The organism is Microbispora triticiradicis, from assembly GCF_005864065.1.
GTDB lineage: Bacteria > Actinomycetota > Actinomycetes > Streptosporangiales > Streptosporangiaceae > Microbispora > Microbispora triticiradicis.
Genome location: NZ_VANP01000013.1, coordinates 150,001 through 166,748 on the forward strand (window position 1 = coordinate 150,001; position 16,748 = coordinate 166,748).

Here is a 16,748-nt window from a genome sequence, read left to right on the forward strand (position 1 = left end):
GGTTCCTCAGGCCGGCGGCGTCCCCGGCAACCCCTGCGACCGCGGCGCACGGAGCCCGTCGAGCACGACGCGCAGGTTACGGCCCCACTGCTCGTCCCCGGCCCGGAGCCTGAGTGTGCGCGGGCCGGTCGCCACCGCCGCCAGCAGGAACGGCACGTCCTGCCAGGCCACGTCGCTCCGCATCACCCCCGCCTCCTGCGCGCGCTCCACCAGAAGCCGCACGCTTTCCTGGATCCGGCCGAGGACCGGGTCGAGGTTCGGCCCGCACGCGCCGCCTACCGCCTCGCGGATGCCGCAGCTCTCCGCACGCAGCCGCACGTACGAAACGGCGAAGGTCTCGAATCCGTGCCAGGGATCGGGGTCGGCTCCGGCGCTCGCGGCCAGGTCGGCCATCTCCGCGAACACCTCGTCGAGGACCGCCTCCAGCAGCGCCTCGCGGGAGGACACGCGCCGGTAGAAGGTGCCGATGCCCACACCGGCCCTGCGGGCGATCTCGTGCGCCGTGACCTCGACTCCTGTCTCGGCCACCGCCGCCCGGGCGGCCTCCACGAGCCGCTCCATGTTGCGCCGCGCGTCGGCACGTGGCGTCCGCCCCTGCTCCGCCGCCAGCAGGGCGCCGACCGCTCCGTCCCGACTGCTCATGACCGCAGCCTACCAACCGGACTCAGCGCGTCCGGTTATGCTTGGTCGTAACCGGACGACAGAAGTCCGCTTATTGGGTGGAGGCGGGAAATGAGCAGTATCCGTGTGGGCATCGTCGGCGCCAACCCCGAGCGCGGCTGGGCGGTGCGCGCGCACGTCCCGGCGCTGCGGACGCTGCCGGCCTACGAGATCACGGCCGTGGCGACCAGCCGGGAGGACAGCGCCCGGGAGGCCGCGCGCAGGTTCGGCGCCGCGCACGCGTTCACCGACCCCCGGGCCCTGGCCGCGCACCCCGAGGTGGACCTCGTCGTCGTCACGGTCAGGGTCCCCCGGCACGCGGAGCTCGTCGGCGCCGCCCTGGAGGCCGGCACCCACGTGCTGTGCGAGTGGCCGCTGGCGCGGACGACCACCGAGGCGCGCGACCTGCTCGACCAGGCACGCGCGGCCGGCGTACGGCACGCGCTCGGGCTGCAGGGCCGGTTCGCCCCCGCCGTGACGTACGCCCGCGACCGGCTCCGGGACGGCGCGGTGGGCCGGGTCACCTCGGTGAACGTCCACTCGGCGGTCGGCAAGGGCGCGAACGGCAGGCTGCCGTCCTGGTCGGCGTACACCGTCACCCGCGCCGGCGCGGCCGGCCTGCTGGAGGTCGTGGGCGGGCACACGCTCGACGTCGTGGAGCACCTTCTGGGCGGCGTCGCCTCCCTGTCCGCCACCCTCTCCGTCCAGCGCCCGCAGTACACGATCGAGGAGAGCGGCGAGACGATCGAGGCCGACACCCCCGACCAGCTCCTGCTCTCGGCGACCATGACGAGCGGCGCCGTGGTCTCCCTGCACCTCCACAGCGGCAAGGTCACCGAGCCGGGCACGCGAATCGAGATCTCCGGCACCGAGGGCGACCTCGCGCTCGTGTCCACCGGCCCCGGCAGCCCGTACGGCGTGCAGATCGGCGAGCTGCGCCTGCACGGGACGGCGGGGGGCGCGTGGAAGGAGCTGCCCGTTCCCGAGGAGTACGTCCCGGTGCCCGAGGCGGCGGGGGACGCGCGCAACGTCGCCGGGCTCTACGCCGCTCTCGCCGCCGACCTCCGCACCGGCGGAGGGAGGGTGCCGGACTTCGCGCACGGCCTGCGCCTGCACGGCCTGCTCGACGCGATCCGCGGCTCCGCGGAGACCGGCACCCGCCAGACGGTCGCCCCCTGACCTAAGGCCCCAGATCCTCCGTCAGCCTCGTGCGAGGGCGTCACGCAGCTCGGCGACGGTGAGACGGGGGCCGTAGGCGGGCTTGTCCCGCTGGAAGCGGCGTCCCTCCGCGAGCGGGCCCGCGTCGACCACGTCGAAGCCGAAGGAGTCGATGAGCTCGGCGACCTGCCGCTTGGCCTCGGCGTCGTCACCCGCGATGGGCAGCGCCCGCCGGTTCTCCGCGCCGGCGGGCAGACCCTGCTCGGCCAGGTGAACATGGGCGATGGAGTTGAAGGCCTTCACAACGCGGGCCTCCGGCAGGTGCGCGGCGAGCACCTCGCTGTCACTTGTCTCGTCCGAGTCGATCTCGGGGAAACGGCCGTCCCGCTCGAAGTAGTAGTTGTTCGTGTCGATCACCGTCTTGCCCTTCAGCGGCTCGGCCGGGACCTCCCGGTACCGCCCGAAGGGGATGGTGACGACGACGATGTCGCCCGCCTCCGCGGCCTCGGCCGGGGTGGCGGCGCGCGCGTCCGGGCCGAGCCGGGCCACGAGTTCGGTGAGCGTCTGGGGCCCGCGGGAGTTGCTCAGCACCACTGAGTGGCCGGCGTCGACCGCCAGCTTCGCCAGGGTGCCGCCGATCTTCCCGCTGCCGATGAATCCGATGACCATGGCTGCGGCAACACGGCAACCACCGGTGTCATTCCCGGCCGGAGGGCGTCCGGTCCTCTCCGGCACGCGCGAAGGGGACCGGCGAGTCCGCCGGCCCCCTTCGCTCACGGGGTTCGAACCGTGGGTCAGCTGCAGCCGCTGGTGCTGCCGCAGCCCTCGCAGACGTAGCAGCTTCCGGCCGGGCGCATCTTCGTGCCGCAGGTCATGCACAGCGGCGCGTCCGCCGTACGGCCCTGGTGGCTCTCCAGCGAGGCCCCGGCCCGGCGCGGCTCGGGCGCCGCCACCGGCTGCGCGTGGTTCTCGGCCGGCGCGTCGGCACGCTTCTCGATGGGCGCCGACTGGGCCAGTGCGGCGGTGTCGACGTCCTGGATCGCGGCCGGGTCCTCCCCGCGCTGCTGCGCGGCCCGCTCGGAGGCGGAGAAGATGCCCAGAGCCGCCCTGTCCTCGTACGGCAGGTAGTCGAGCGCGAGCCGCCGGAAGATGTAGTCCATCACGGACTGCGCCATCCGGACGTCCGGGTCGTCGGTCATGCCGGCGGGCTCGAACCGCATGTTGACGAACTTCTGCACGTACGTGTCCAGCGGCACGCCGTACTGGAGGCCGATCGAGATGGCCACCGAGAAGGCGTCCATGACCCCCGCGAGCGTGCTGCCCTGCTTGGACATCTTGAGGAAGACCTCGCCCAGGCCGTCGTCAGGGTAGGACGAGGCGGTCATGTAGCCCTTGGCACCGCCCACCGTGAAGCGCGTGGTGGTGCTGGGCCGCTGGTTCGGCATCCGCCGCCGGGTCGGCCGCGCGACCTCCACGACCTGGACGACCGGCTCCTTCGTCTCCGGAGCCGCTTCCTCGGAAGCGTCCTCGGAGGTCTTCTTCGCGATCGACAGCGGCTGGCCGACCTTGCAGTTGTCGCGGTAGACGGCCAGCGCCTTGAGGCCGAGCCGCCAGCCCTCCAGGTAGACCTGCTCGATGTCGTCGACCGTGGCCGACTCGGGCAGGTTCACGGTCTTGGAGATCGCGCCGGACAGGAACGGCTGGACCGCCGCCATCATCCGGACGTGGCCCATCGGGGCGATGGCCCGCTCCCCCATCGCGCAGTCGAACACCTCGTAGTGCTCCGGCCGCAGGCCGGGGGCGTCCACGACGTGACCGTGCTCGGCGATGTACTCGACGATCGCCTCGACCTGCTCCTCCAGGTAGCCCAGCCGGCGCAGCGCACGCGGGATCGTCTGGTTGACGATCTGCATGGAGCCGCCGCCGACGAGCTTCTTGAACTTGACCAGCGCCAGGTCGGGCTCGATGCCGGTGGTGTCGCAGTCCATCATGAGCCCGATGGTTCCCGTGGGCGCCAGCAGCGAGGCCTGCGCGTTCCGGTATCCGTTCTTCTCACCGGTGCGAAGGCATTCCTGCCACTGCCGGGTGGCCTCGGCGTGCAGGTTCTTGTCCATGTCGTCGAGGGTGCGCAGGTTGTCGTTGGCCGCGGCATGCTTGCGCATGACCCGCTTGTGCGGCTCCGCGTTGCGCTGGTAGCCGTCGTACGGGCCGACGATCCCGGCGAGCTCGGCCGAGCGGCGGTAGGAGACGGCGGTCATCAGCGAGGTGATGCCCGCGGCGATCGCCCGGCCCCCGTCGGAGTCGTACGCGTGGCCGGTCGCCATCAGCAGCGCGCCCAGGTTGGCGTAGCCGATGCCGAGCTGCCGGTACGCCCGGGTGGTCTCGGCGATCTTCCGCGTCGGGAAGTCGGCGAAGGTGATGGAGATGTCCATCGCCGTGATGATCAGCTCGGTGATCTTGACGAAGTTCGCGACGTCGAAGCTGTCGTCGTCGCGCAGGAACTTCAGCAGGTTGATCGAGGCGAGGTTGCACGAGGAGTTGTCCAGGTGGACGTACTCCGAGCAGGGGTTGCTCGCCGTGATGCGCCCGGTCTCCGGGCAGGTGTGCCAGTCGTTGATCGTGTCGTCGTACTGCACGCCCGGGTCGGCGCACTCCCAGGCGGCCTGCGCCATCTTGCGGAACAGCGACCGGGACTCCACCTCCTCGATGACCTCGCCCGTCAGCCGGGCCCGCAGGCCGAAGTTCGACCCGGCCTCCACGGCGTGCATGAACTCGTCCGAGACGCGGACCGAGTTGTTGGCGTTCTGGTACTGGACGGACACGATGTCCTTGCCGCCGAGGTCCATGTCGAACCCGGCGTCGCGCAGCGCGCGGACCTTGTCCTCCTCGCGCGCCTTGGTCTCGATGAACTCCTCGATGTCGGGGTGGTCCACGTCGAGGACGACCATCTTCGCCGCCCTGCGGGTGGCGCCGCCCGACTTGATGGTCCCGGCGGACGCGTCGGCGCCGCGCATGAAGGAGACCGGGCCGCTGGCCGTGCCGCCGCTGGACAGGAGCTCCTTGGACGAGCGGATCCGGGAGAGGTTGACCCCCGAGCCCGAGCCGCCCTTGAAGATCACGCCCTCTTCCTTGTACCAGTCGAGGATCGACTCCATCGTGTCGTCCACGGCGAGGATGAAACACGCGCTCACCTGCTGGGGGGAGCGGGTGCCGACGTTGAACCAGACCGGGGAGTTGAAGCTGAAGACCTGGTGGATCAGGGCGTGCTTGAGCTCGTGGTCGAAGATCTCCGCGTCCTCGTCGGAGGCGAAGTAGCCGTTCTCGACGCCGGTCCTGGTGTAGACGCCCACCACCCGGTCGACGAGCTGCCGCAGGCTCGACTCGCGCTGCGGGGTGCCCACCGCGCCCCGGAAGTACTTGGTGGTCACGATGTTGGCCGCGTTGACCGACCAGGAGGCGGGGAACTCCACGCCGTGCTGCTCGAAGTTGACCGAGCCGTCGCGCCAGTTGGTCATGACGACGTCGCGCCGCTCCCAGCGGACCTCGTCGTACGGGTGGACGCCCGGGGTGGTGAAGATGCGCTTCATCTTCAGGCCCTTGCGCGGACGCTTCGCTCCCCGGCCTCCCGCACCCGCCGCTGTGCCGCTCACGGTCTCCGTCATGACTTCCCCCTCCCGGGGCCCGATGGAGCCCCTTTTTCCGACCACGCTCGTTACACCCTCATCGTCGCGCCGCACGGCTCGCTCCTCGCCCCGCCCGCCGGCGCCGGCGGCTACTCCCCGCCGCCGTGGGCCGCCCTCAGCCGCTCGATCTCCGCTTCGAAGTCCGCCAGCGTCTCGAAGCTCCGGTAGACCGACGCGAACCGCAGGTACGCCACCTCGTCCAGGTCGCGGAGCGGGCCCAGGATGGCCAGCCCCACCTCGTGCGAGGCGATCTCCGCGGCGCCGGTGGCCCGGATGGTCTCCTCCACACGCTGCCCGAGCTGGGCGAGGGAGTCCTCGCCGACCGGACGTCCCTGACAGGCGCGCCGTACGCCCGCGACGACCTTCTCCCGGGAGAACGGCTCGGTGACCCCGCTGCGTTTGCTCACCATCAGCAGGACGGTCTCCTGCGTGGTGAACCTGCGCCCGCATTCGGGGCAGGTGCGGCGGCGGCGGATGGCCGCGCCGTCCTCGGCTGCGCGGCTGTCCACGACCCGTGTGTCCGGGTGGCGACAGAACGGACAGTGCACTTCATCGCCTCCCTGAACGCCCATCCCGAACACAAGGTGTAGTGAACTTACACCGCTGTGACTACTAGATGTTGGGGTCCAACGGTAGAAGTGCCCGTCCTTGAACGCAAGTCGAACCGGGCGTGGCGGGGGAAGTTCCTGCTCGGCGGGCGTGTCGCCTCATCCGTCCCACCCGCCTCCCCTGCCCCGGGCACGAAGGAATAGGCCGTGCGGCATTTTCGCGCCCCGATTTCCCCATTCCTTCTGAGCTGGGCGTACGACCAGCCGAGAAGATCGGGTAAATCGAACACGGGATCGATCGAACTCCCGTACGATGAGGAGAACGGCGAGATCGGCGATTTCGCTGGATATCGAACAATTGTTTGACGCTGATCTTGAATCGCGGTACGGTCGCTCTGTGCGACATGAGGAACACGGATTGAGAGGTGGCATCGTGAGTGACCGAAGTGAGCAGGCGAATGGCGTCGGCGACCTCGCGGTTCGTCGGCGTGACTCGCTTGGCCTCACCCCCAGGCAGCGGAAGATCCTCGAGGTGATCCGCGACTCGGTCCAGCAGCGCGGCTATCCGCCGTCCATGCGGGAGATCGGGGAGGCTGTCCAGCTGACCAGCACCTCCAGCGTGTCGCACCAGCTCACGGCGCTCCAGCGTAAGGGCTACCTCCGCCGGGACCCGCACCGCCCCCGGGCGCTGGAGGTCAGGCTCCCCGGTGAGCCGGTCCTTTGGGTGGACCCGGACGCCGCCGAGGAGGAGAGCGGCTTCAACCGGCCCACCGCGGCGTACGTGCCACTGGTCGGCCGCATCGCCGCCGGTGGCCCCATCCTCGCCGAGCAGAGCATCGAGGACGTGTTCGCGCTCCCCAAGCAGCTTGTCGGCGAGGGCACGCTGTTCCTGCTCCAGGTCTCCGGCGACTCGATGATCGAGGCCGCCATCGCCGACGGCGACTGGGTCGTGGTGCGGCAGCAGCCGGTCGCCGACAACGGCGACATCGTCGCGGCGATGATCGACGGCGAGGCCACCGTGAAGACGTTCAAGCGCAAGGACGGGCACGTGTGGCTGGTGCCGCACAACCCGAACTACGAGCCGATCCCCGGTGACGAGGCCACCGTGCTCGGCAAGGTCACGGCCGTCCTGCGCAAGCTGTAGTCACGCCCGTGCCGGCGTCCCGCCTTGGGACGCCGGTATGACTGCTTCCCGGATGACCGATATCCGGCGATTAGGGTGAGTCCCGTGAAACTCGACTCGCTCTCCCTGGAGGCCGCCCGCGCCCGTGACGGGATCAAGTGGGCCCTGGCCGCGCCCGACGTCATCCCCGCCTGGGTCGCCGACATGGACTTCCCGGTGCCCGACGCGGTCCGGGAGGCCGTCGCGCGACGAGCGGCCACCGATCTGGGCTATCCCGAGTGGCTGGACCAGCCGGCCGCCGGGCCGCTGGCGGAGGCGTTCGCCGAGCGGATGGAGGCGAGGTACGGCTGGCGCGCCGATCCCGGGCACGTGCGGTCCTACACCGACCTCAACCAGGCCCTCCAGGTGCTGCTGCACCTCATGACCGAGCCCGGCGACGCCGTGGCGCTGCACGTCCCGGCCTACGACCCCTTCCTCGTCACCATCACCGGGATGGGCCGCCGCCTGGTGCCGATGCCGCTGACGGCCGAGGGCCGGTTCGAGGTCCCCGGCGAGCCCGTACGGGTGCTCCTGCTGGTGAACCCGCAGAACCCGTCGGGCCGGTCGTTCACCCGGGAGGAGCTGGAGGCGGTCGCCGCGTACGCCGACCGGCACGGCACGCTGGTGATCGCCGACGAGATCCACGCCGACCTGACGTACGCCCCGGCCCGGCACATCCCGTTCGCCACGATCCTCCCGGAGCGTACGGTCACGCTGACCTCCGCCAGCAAGGCGTTCAACATGGGCGGGCTGCACTGCTCGGTGGCCCATCTGGGCGCCAGGGACGTCAGGGACGCGATCGGCCGCCAGCCCGCCCACATCTACGGCGCGCCGAGCGTCCTCGGCGTGGAGGCCACGGTGGCCGCGTGGCGGCACGGCCACGCGTGGCTGGAGGAGGTGCTGGCGATCCTGGACCGCAACCGCCGGCTCATCGCCGAGCGGCTCCCGTCCGGGGTGGGGTACCGCATGCCCGAGGCCACCTATCTCGCGTGGCTCGACTTCGGCATCCCCGACGCCGCCTCCTTCGTCGAGCGGGAGGCCCGGGTCAAGCTCAACCCGGGCCCCAACTACGGAGGCGGGGACACGTTCGCCCGCCTCAACTTCGCGACGTCGGCGCCGATCCTGGAGGAGATCCTGGCCAGGATCGCCGCCGCGCTGAAGTGATCCGCCCGTTCAGCTCGCCGCGCAGGTGACCTGCGACGGCACGCCGTTGGTGCCGGACCAGCTCGCGTTGAACCCGAACGCCGTGGACGCCCCGGCGCCGAGCGCCCCGTTGTAGGACATGTTCGTCACCGTGACGTTGGACCCGCTGGCGCTGAGCGAGCCGTTCCAGAGCTGGCTGATGGTCTGCCCGTTCGGGAAGGCCCACTTCACGGTCCAGCCGGAGATGGCGGAGCTGCCCGCCTTCACCGTGACCTCACCCTGGAAGCCGCCGCTGTACTGGTTGACGACCTTGTAGGTGGCGGTGCAGGACTTGCCTCCGTTCCCGCTGGGAGACGCGGACGGCGAGGCCGACGGGGACACCGACGGGGACACCGAGGGAGAGGTCGAGGGCGAGGAGGACGGGGACGCCGAGGGCGAGGCCGAAGGCGACTGCGGCCTGCCGCCCACCGGCGGGATCAGGTACGGCGAGATGATGCTCTGCTTGGCCTGGTCGACCGTGGCCCAGTCGTCCTTCAGGATGCCGCCCGTGTCACCCGAGTTGGGGTTCCACGACCAGTAGGTGAACGACATGCCGTTCACCCCGGTGCCCAGGTACTTCATGAGCTCCTGGAGCCAGATCTTGTCGGTGTTGCTGGCCAGCGTGGTGCCGAACTCGCCCACCATGATCGGCGCGATGTTCTGCTTGTAGATGTAGCCGAAGTACTTGTCCCAGATGGCCGGCATGTTCGCCGGGTACGTCGGGTCGTCGAACCACGGCTGGTGGTAGACCGACGTGGCGTACTCGTGCGGCGAGTAGACGAGCCGGTTCGCCACGTTCAGCCGGACGGGGAACTGCCCGGCCTTGGTGAGGTTGCCGCCCCACCAGCCGCAGTCCTCGTCGTTGCTGGTGTCGTTGTCCCAGACGTTGGACAGGCCGCCGCTCGGGCAGCTCACGCCCTCCACGAAGATCAGCCAGTTGGGCTGCACGGACAGGATCGCGTTGCCCGCCCGCTCGGCCGCGAGCCGCCAGTCGCGCGCCTGGTCGCCGCAGCCCCAGCAGGAGCCGGTCGCGTTCGGGTTGGTGCCGTCGGCGTGCGGCTCGTTGTGCAGGTCGGCCCCGATGACCGTGGTGTTGCCGGCGTAGTGCTGGGCCAGCGACTTCCAGTCGGCGATCCAGGTGGACTCCGGCACGGTCGAGGTGTACCACAGCGCCGTCTGACCCGCGCTGGTCGGCCGGTGCCGGTCGAGGATGATCCGCATGCCCTTCTGGCCCGCGTAGTCCACGACCTTGTCGAGGATCTGCAGCGGCGACAGGCCGATGAGATCGGGGTTGGATGCGGTGTTGACGCTCGTCGCCTGCGCGCCCGGCTTCAGCGCGTCGTCGGAGAACGGCACCCGGATCGTGTTGTAGCCCAGGTTCGCCATGAGGTCGAGCTGGCTCCTCCACGGGTTGCTGGCCCACAGCCCGTGGAAGGTCTTGTTGTCGGTCTCCATGCCGAACCAGTTGATGCCGGTCAGCCGGACGGTGGCGCCGGTGCTGTCGACGATCTTGTTTCCGCTGGTGTGCAGGTAGCCGGTGCCCGTGCCGGCCGCGTTCGCCGGTGAACCGGTGGCGACGAGCACGGTCGCCGCCATCGCGACGGCGGTCGCCAGCCCGCCGAGAATGCGTCTGTACAAGACGTGCCTCCCACGCGGGGCGCACGCCACCGGTGAGCCGTACGGTCAGGCGCGCACCCCAGACCACCGCCGGAGCGGTGGTGGTCGCGGCATGCCCTGACCGCACGCCTCATCTGTATGAGTGGTTTTGTGGCTCGGGCGTAATTTTGTCCGGACAGCTGCCCGATCGTCAACGCCCGATCACGGGACGATGTTGACGAGCTTCGGCGCCCGCACGATGACCTTGCGCGGCGCGCCGTCCAGGTACGGCCTGACCTTCTCCGACGCCAGGGCCAGCGCCTCCAGGTCGGCCTCGGAGATGTCCGGGGACACCTCCAGCCGGTCGCGGACCTTGCCCGCCACCTGGACCACGGCCGTGACCGACTCCTGCACCAGCAGCGCCGGGTCGGCCTGCGGCCAGCCCGCCTTCGCGACCGACGGCGCGTGACCGAGCCGCTCCCAGCCCTCCTCCGCGACGTACGGCGCGACCAGCGACAGCATGACCGCCAGGGTCTCGGCGGCCTCGCGGACGGCGGGGTCGGCGGCGCCGGGACCGGCGTCGATCGCCTTGCGCGCGGCGGAGGTCAGCTCCATCATGCGGGCCACCGCGACGTTGAACCGGTGGCTCTCGACGAGCCGGGTGACCTCGTCGATGGTCCGGTGGGTGACCTTGCGCAGTTCGACGTCGCCGCCGGAGAAGCCCGCCCCCGGTGCGGACGCCGCCCCGGCCTCCGTCATCACGCGGAACGCGCGGGCCAGGAACTTCTGCGACGCGGCCGGCGAGACGTCGGCCCAGTCGATGTCGTCCTCCGGCGGCCCGGCGAAGATCATCGTCAGCCGGACGGCGTCCACGCCGTAGTTGTCGATCTGCTGGCCGAGGTCCACGCCGTTGCCCAGCGTCTTGGACATCGCCTTGCCCTGGTTGATCACCTGGCCCTGGTTGAGCAGGCGCTCGAAGGGCTCGGTGAAGCCGACCAGGCCCATGTCGTGCAGGACCTTGGTGAAGAACCGCGCGTACAGCAGGTGGAGCACGGCGTGCTCGACGCCGCCGACGTACTGGTCGATCGGGCCCCACTTGCGGACCCTCTCCACGTCGAACGGGCCGTCGGTGTAACCCGGGTCGCAGTAGCGCAGGAAGTACCACGACGAGTCGACGAAGGTGTCCATCGTGTCGGTGTCCCGCTGGGCGGGACCCCCGCACTTGGGGCAGGAGACGTTGACCCAGTCCGTGGCGGCGGCCAGCGGCGAGACGCCCTTCGGCTGGAGGTCCGCGCCGCGCAGGTCGGGCAGCGTGACCGGCAGCTGGTCGTCCGGCACCGGGACCTCGCCGCAGTCCATGCAGTGGATGATCGGGATCGGCGTGCCCCAGAACCGCTGCCGCGACAGCAGCCAGTCGCGCAGGCGGTAGTTGACCGTTGCCCTGCCGGTGCCGCGCTCCTCCAAGACCTCGATGATCTTCTGGATCGCCTCGGCCTTCGTCAGCCCGTCGAGCGGGCCGGAGTTGACCAGCGTGCCCTCGCCGGGAGTGGCGACACCGGTCTCACCCGGGTCGGCCAGGCCGGTGTGCACGACGACCTTCACCGGCAGGCCGAACTTCCGCGCGAAGTCGAGGTCGCGCTGGTCGTGGGCGGGCACCGCCATGATCGCGCCGTGGCCGTAGTCGGACAGCACGTAGTCGGCGGCCCAGACGGGGATGCGCTCCCCGCTGACCGGGTTGACCGCGTAGGTGCCCAGGAAGACGCCGGTCTTCTCCTTGTCGGTGGACAGCCGCTCGATGTCGGAGAGCTTGGCGACCTCGGCGCGGTAGGCGGCCAGCGCCTCGGCCTGCTCGGGGGCGACGATCTCCTCGGCCAGCGGGGCGTCCGCCGCGACGACGAAGAACGTCGCGCCGTACAGCGTGTCGGGGCGGGTGGTGTAGACGGTGACCGGCTCGTCGCGGCCCTCGATCTCGAACCGGACGTCGGCGCCGGTGGAGCGGCCGATCCAGTTGCGCTGCATCGTGAGGATGCGCTCGGGCCAGCCGTCCTCGATCCGCGCCATGTCGTCGAGCAGCCGGTCGGCGTACTCAGTGATCTTGAAGTACCACTGCGTCAGTTCACGGCGGACGACGTCGGCTCCGCAGCGCTCGCACTTGCCCCCCACGACCTGCTCGTTCGCCAGCACGGTCTGGTCCTGCGGGCACCAGTTGACCAGGCCGCCCTTGCGGTAGGCCAGGCCCCGCTCGTAGAAGCGGGTGAACAGCCACTGGTTCCAGTGGTAGTACTCCGGGTCGCTGGTGTGCAGGCGGCGCGACCAGTCGAAGGAGATCGCGTACCGCTTGAACGAGTTCGCCTGCGTCTCGATGTTCGCGTACGTCCACTCGGCCGGGTGGGCGTTGCGCTTGATCGCGGCGTTCTCGGCGGGCAGGCCGAAGGAGTCCCACCCGATGGGGTGCAGGACGTTGTAGCCCTTCTGGAACCAGTACCGCGCGACGACGTCGCCGATCGCGAAGACCTCGCCGTGTCCCATGTGGAGGTCGCCGGAGGGGTAGGGGAACATGTCGAGCATGTACTTGCGCGGCCTGGTGTCCGCGGGGTCCTCGACCGCCGCGAAGGGGTTCGACTCCTCCCACCGCGGCAGCCACTTGGCCTGCAGCGCCTGCGGGTCGTACACCGGCTCGTCCACTTCCACTCCTCGCCCGGCGGCAGAATCAGGGTTGATGACGCCCGCCCGGGCAACCCCTGTCGTACGATCGGGGCAGCCCTCGCCTGCGCGCTCTCACGCGCCGAGCTGTGAGACGGATGCCCCGGTGCGGGGTGGCGCTGTGTTGTGGCGCAGTGCAGGGTGGCGGCACGCGTGTCAAGCGTAGCGCAGTCGCCCATATGGCCGCGGTTTCGATCATCCGGGGCTGACCTCGCGTGTCAGAGTGCGATACCCGATGGTGATAGTTCCGTTGTGACCTCTTATGTCCGCTCCTTTACTGTGCTTCCGTGGCCAACACTTTCCCGCCTCCGGACCTGCCGATGCAGGACCCGCCCACCGACCCCACCGGTGAGCAGTTCCGTGGGGCATTCTCCGATTTCACTGCGGCAGCCCCCGGCTCCCATGAGATCATGCCAGGCACCCCCAATTCGGGCATGATCTCGGGAGGTAGCGTGCCCTCGGACCGCAGTGAGCCCCAGCGGGCGCCGGCCTGGCCGGAGGTCCCCCCGGCCTGGCCCGAGATCCCTCCGCCGGCCTCCTTCACACCCACGGTGCGCTCCTTCGTCGAGGGGGCGCCGCGGGACGCGGACGCGGCGACCATGGCGGGCCCCGTGCCCGGCACGGCTCCGCACATGCCCACCCCCGCCTTCGGCGAGCCCGGCCCGCCGCCGCGGTCCCCCGCGGGCCCCGCCGCGCCGGCCGGTCCGGCCACCCCGTTCACCCCGGCCGCCCCGTTCACCCCCTCGGTCCGTTCGTACGCCGAGACCTCCCCGCCCCTCCCCCCGCCCTCCCGGCCCGCCTCTCCGCACGCGTCCACGGCTCCGCCGCCGCCTCCCCAGCCGGACGACCCGTACCGGCCGTTCGTGACGGCGGGGCAGATCAGCGGGCCCAAGACGCCACCGGCGCACCGGCAGCAGGAGCTGTGGAACACGGTGTTCGGGGAGAACTACCGGGCGATCGACGAGTACGAGGACGACGGGCCCGGCCGCCCCGTCTGGCTGTACGCGCTGGTGGCCTCCGTCGTGGCCGCGCTCGTGGCGGTGCTCGTCTGGGCGTTCGGCGCCGGGCCGCTCAGCTCGGGCAGGTCGGCCGAGGCGGCGACCCCGCCCAAGCCCTCGGCCTCCACCCCCGCTTCCCGCTCCAGTGCCCGGCCACAGGCACAGGTGCCGCAGCTGCCCGTCTACAAGGGCACCGCCTCCCCGGTGAACGGCGTGCTCACCGACACCGCCGGCCGGATCACGCTGCCGAGGCTCGGCGGCCCCTGGCAGGCGGACGCCGACCCCGCCCAGACCAAGGCGACGTACGGCTTCACCACCCGGCAGTACGTGCCGGCCGGCATGACCACCAAGGGCAAGCGGGAGTTCGCCGTGGTGATGTCGGGGCCGCTGGCGCAGTCGCTCGCGGTGAAGTACACCGCGCCCGACAAGCTGGGCCCCGTCCTCAGCGCGGTGATGTACCGCGCGCGGCAGACGCAGTTCCCCAAGGACAACAAGGTCACCAAGACCGCCCAGCAGCGCCTGTCGCGGGGCGGCCTGACCGGTCTGCTGGCCGCCTACAAGGTGACCGCCGACGGCGGCTCCACCACGGTCGTGATCGCCGCCGTCGACACCGGCGCCGACCTTCCCACGATCGTCTACATGGCGGTGCCGGAGCTGAAGAACGACCTGCTGCCCGACATCAACACGGTCGTCCGGTCGATCAAGCCGATCCGCTGAGACCTCGCCCCGCCGTCAGAACGTGCAGGGCATGTGCTTGATGCCGTTGATGAAGCTGGACAGCAGGCGCTCCGGCTCGCCCGCCTCGATGCGGGGGACCCGGCGCAGCAGTTCGCGGAACATCACGGTGATCTCGCGGCGGGCCAGGTGGGCGCCGAGGCAGAAGTGGGGGCCGGGCCCGCCGAATCCGACGTGCGGGTTGGGGTCGCGCAGGATGTCGAACCGCAGCGGGTCGTCGAACACCCGCTCGTCCCGGTTGGCCGCCCAGTAGAACAGCAGCACCTTCTCGCCCGCGCGGTAGCGCGTGCCGTTCATCTCGTGGTCCCGGGTGACCTTCCGGCGCATGAAGTTGACCGGTGCCGCCAGCCGGACGATCTCCTCCACGGCGCGCGGGGCGCGGCCCTCGAAGTCCTCCGTCCAGAGGCGCCGCTGATCGGGGTTGAGGGTGAGCAGGCGCATCCCGGAGGAGATGGCGTTGCGGGTCGTCTCGTTGCCCGCCACGACGAGCAGGATGAAGAACGAGGCGAGCTCCTGCGTGGTCAGCCGTTCCCCGTCGATGTTGGCGTTGACCAGCGACGAGATCAGTTCGCCGGTGGGCCGCTCGGCCCGGTGGACGGCGAGATCCTGCACCAGTTGCTGCAGCTCCATCGCGGCGGTGAGCAGCGCGTGCGCGATGCCCTGCGGGTCGCCGCCGTACTCGGGGTCGGTGGCGCCGAGGATGACGTTCGACCGGTCGAAGACGAAGCCGTAGTCCTTCTCCGGAATGCCCGCCATGTCGCAGATGATCTTCAGGGGCAGCCGGGCGGCCACCTCGGTCACGAAGTCGCAGCCCGGCCCGGTCTCCAGCAGGTCGTCCACGATGCGGGCGGCCGCCGCCTCGACGTCGGCCTCGAACTGCCTGATCATGCGGGGGGTGAACGCCCGGGAGACGATGCGCCGCAGGCGGGCGTGCCGTGGGTCGTCCATGTTGATCATGGAGCCGAAGTACTCGGTGAACTCCGCGGGCAGGTCGGGGATGTTGGTCGCCCCGCCGTCGCCGGAGCAGAAGATCTCGGGTGTGCGGCTGGCCTCCAGGATGTCGGCGTGCCGCACGAGCGCGTGGTAGCCGGGGCCGCGCGTCCCGGCGAAGTTGATCTCGGGCTCGGCGAAGAAGACCGGCGTGTCCAAGTCGCGCAGCAGCCGGAAGGCGTGCTCCCGCTCCTCGTCCGGCCGGGCCCAGAAGTCCCAGCTCGACAGGTCGATGTCCGGCACGGAGGTGATGGGCGCCCGCCCGGTGGACCGCGTGGTCATGGACCCGCCCTTCGACGAAGACCAGAACGACATTCGGTGGTCAGTCTGCCACAGCACCGGGATCAGGCGCGGAGGACCGCGGCAGTGCGGTGGAATGCGCCTGCCGGTAGCGCGAGGGCGGGATGCCGTAGAGGTCGACGAAGGCCTGGCGGAGGGTCTCGGCCGTGCCGAAGCCGCACCGGGCCGCGACGGCGGCCACCGGCAGCGAGGTGGTGGCCAGCAGATGGGCGGCGGCCTCGGCCCGCGCCCGGCGGACGAACCGGCCCGGCGTCTGACCGAGGTGCCGGAGGAACAGCCGGGTCAGGTGACGCTCGCTCACCCCCGCCCCGGCCGCCAGCGCGGCGGTGCCCAGATCGGCGCCGAGGTGGCCGGTGACGTGGTCGACGACGCGCCTGACCAGGTCGTCGCCGGGGGGCGGGCCTTCGGTGAACATGCTCATCTGCGCCTGATTGCCGGGACGCTGCAGATAGGTCACCAGGTGGCGGGCCACCTCCCGGGCCAGGGCGGAGCCGTTGTCCTCCTCGATGAAGGCGAGGGTCAGGTCCAGCGCGCTGGTGACGCCGGCGGCCGTGGTGACGTTGCCGTCCCGGATGAAGATCGGGGCGGCGTCCACGGTGATCTCGGGGTGGCGCGAGGCGAGCGTGGCGGCGTACCCCCAGTGCGTGGTGACGCGCCGGCCGTCGAGCAGCCCGGCGGCGGCCAGCACCGCCGCGCCCGTGCACACCGAGGCGACGCGGCGGCTCTCCCGGGCCAGACGGCGGACGTGCCCGACGATCACCCGGTTGGCGGCGGCCAGTTCGTGCCCGATGCCCCCGGACAGCACGAGCGTGTCCAGCGGCCCGGTGACGCGTTCGAGGGCCTGCTGCGCCTGCAGCGTCAGCCCGCTGCCACAGGTGACGGGCAGCCCGGAGGGGGTCACCAGGCACACGTCGTACGGAGGCGCGGCGCCCTGGACGTTCGCCATGACGAGGCTCGACGTCACGCACGCGATGTCCAGCAGTTCCGCCGCGTGGTACCCGACCACGACCACCCGCCGCGAGATCACACCGGG

At 70.9% G+C, this 16,748-nt stretch carries 12 protein-coding genes; 4 read left to right on the forward strand and 8 right to left on the reverse strand.

Annotation, left to right across the window (positions count from 1 at the left end; all coding sequences use genetic code 11):
- Window positions 1-6: 6 nt before the first annotated feature.
- A complete protein-coding gene (locus tag FED44_RS28020; protein ID WP_138462598.1) occupies window positions 7-642 on the reverse strand; it encodes a TetR/AcrR family transcriptional regulator in 636 nt (211 codons plus the stop codon).
- A 90-nt stretch (window positions 643-732) separates the two neighbouring features.
- On the opposite strand from FED44_RS28020, the gene FED44_RS28025 reads away from it, so the two are divergent.
- On the forward strand, window positions 733-1,839 hold the full coding sequence (locus tag FED44_RS28025) for a Gfo/Idh/MocA family protein (RefSeq protein WP_138462599.1): 1,107 nt from the start codon (window positions 733-735) through the stop codon (window positions 1,837-1,839).
- A 21-nt stretch (window positions 1,840-1,860) separates the two neighbouring features.
- On the opposite strand, the gene FED44_RS28030 is transcribed toward FED44_RS28025, so the two are convergent.
- The 3 genes from FED44_RS28030 to nrdR all read right to left on the reverse strand — a co-directional run bounded on the left by FED44_RS28030 (window position 1,861) and on the right by nrdR (window position 6,049).
- Window positions 1,861-2,487: an NADPH-dependent F420 reductase gene (locus tag FED44_RS28030; RefSeq protein WP_111697940.1), complete on the reverse strand. Its 627-nt coding sequence runs from the start codon at window positions 2,485-2,487 to the stop codon at window positions 1,861-1,863.
- Window positions 2,488-2,612: 125 nt separating this feature from the next.
- Window positions 2,613-5,480 carry a vitamin B12-dependent ribonucleotide reductase gene (locus FED44_RS28035; RefSeq protein WP_138462600.1) on the reverse strand — a complete coding sequence of 956 codons (2,868 nt, stop codon included), beginning with the start codon at window positions 5,478-5,480 and terminating at the stop codon, window positions 2,613-2,615.
- A 110-nt stretch (window positions 5,481-5,590) separates the two neighbouring features.
- Window positions 5,591-6,049 (reverse strand): transcriptional regulator NrdR, encoded by a 459-nt coding sequence (gene nrdR / locus FED44_RS28040; protein ID WP_111697938.1) that lies wholly within the window; start codon window positions 6,047-6,049, stop codon window positions 5,591-5,593.
- A 430-nt stretch (window positions 6,050-6,479) separates the two neighbouring features.
- On the opposite strand from nrdR, the gene lexA reads away from it, so the two are divergent.
- Together lexA and FED44_RS28050 are read left to right on the forward strand one after the other, a co-directional pair.
- Window positions 6,480-7,193, forward strand: a complete 714-nt coding sequence (lexA, locus tag FED44_RS28045; RefSeq protein WP_373868689.1) for a transcriptional repressor LexA — start codon at window positions 6,480-6,482, stop codon at window positions 7,191-7,193.
- Window positions 7,194-7,277: 84 nt separating this feature from the next.
- Window positions 7,278-8,375 (forward strand): MalY/PatB family protein, encoded by a 1,098-nt coding sequence (locus tag FED44_RS28050; protein ID WP_208759216.1) that lies wholly within the window; start codon window positions 7,278-7,280, stop codon window positions 8,373-8,375.
- A gap of 9 nt (window positions 8,376-8,384) precedes the next feature.
- Here the strand turns inward: FED44_RS28050 and FED44_RS37745 are convergent, their stop codons facing one another.
- Both FED44_RS37745 and leuS read right to left on the reverse strand, forming a co-directional pair.
- The gene (locus tag FED44_RS37745; RefSeq protein WP_138462601.1) at window positions 8,385-10,031 is read right to left on the reverse strand and encodes a cellulase family glycosylhydrolase; all 1,647 of its coding nucleotides are present in this window, start codon (window positions 10,029-10,031) and stop codon (window positions 8,385-8,387) included.
- 180 nt (window positions 10,032-10,211) lie between these two features.
- Window positions 10,212-12,674 carry a leucine--tRNA ligase gene (gene leuS, locus FED44_RS28060; RefSeq protein WP_138462602.1) on the reverse strand — a complete coding sequence of 821 codons (2,463 nt, stop codon included), beginning with the start codon at window positions 12,672-12,674 and terminating at the stop codon, window positions 10,212-10,214.
- 305 nt (window positions 12,675-12,979) lie between these two features.
- On the opposite strand from leuS, the gene FED44_RS36090 reads away from it, so the two are divergent.
- On the forward strand, window positions 12,980-14,407 hold the full coding sequence (locus FED44_RS36090; RefSeq protein WP_165900465.1) for a hypothetical protein: 1,428 nt from the start codon (window positions 12,980-12,982) through the stop codon (window positions 14,405-14,407).
- A gap of 15 nt (window positions 14,408-14,422) precedes the next feature.
- Here the strand turns inward: FED44_RS36090 and FED44_RS28070 are convergent, their stop codons facing one another.
- The gene (locus FED44_RS28070) at window positions 14,423-15,697 is read right to left on the reverse strand and encodes a cytochrome P450 (protein ID WP_138462603.1); all 1,275 of its coding nucleotides are present in this window, start codon (window positions 15,695-15,697) and stop codon (window positions 14,423-14,425) included.
- A 40-nt stretch (window positions 15,698-15,737) separates the two neighbouring features.
- A complete protein-coding gene (locus tag FED44_RS28075; RefSeq protein WP_244302321.1) occupies window positions 15,738-16,742 on the reverse strand; it encodes a GlxA family transcriptional regulator in 1,005 nt (334 codons plus the stop codon).
- Window positions 16,743-16,748 lie beyond the last annotated feature (6 nt).

What these genes read in the sequence shown, in the direction of transcription:
- FED44_RS28020 (WP_138462598.1), bottom strand. Translation starts at nt 642, where the DNA reads ATGAGCAGTCGGGACGGAGCGGTCGGCGCCCTGCTGGCGGCGGAGCAG.
- FED44_RS28025 (WP_138462599.1), top strand. Translation starts at nt 733, where the DNA reads ATGAGCAGTATCCGTGTGGGCATCGTCGGCGCCAACCCCGAGCGCGGC.
- FED44_RS28030 (WP_111697940.1), bottom strand. Translation starts at nt 2,487, where the DNA reads ATGGTCATCGGATTCATCGGCAGCGGGAAGATCGGCGGCACCCTGGCG.
- FED44_RS28035 (WP_138462600.1), bottom strand. Translation starts at nt 5,480, where the DNA reads ATGACGGAGACCGTGAGCGGCACAGCGGCGGGTGCGGGAGGCCGGGGA.
- FED44_RS28070 (WP_138462603.1), bottom strand. Translation starts at nt 15,697, where the DNA reads ATGACCACGCGGTCCACCGGGCGGGCGCCCATCACCTCCGTGCCGGAC.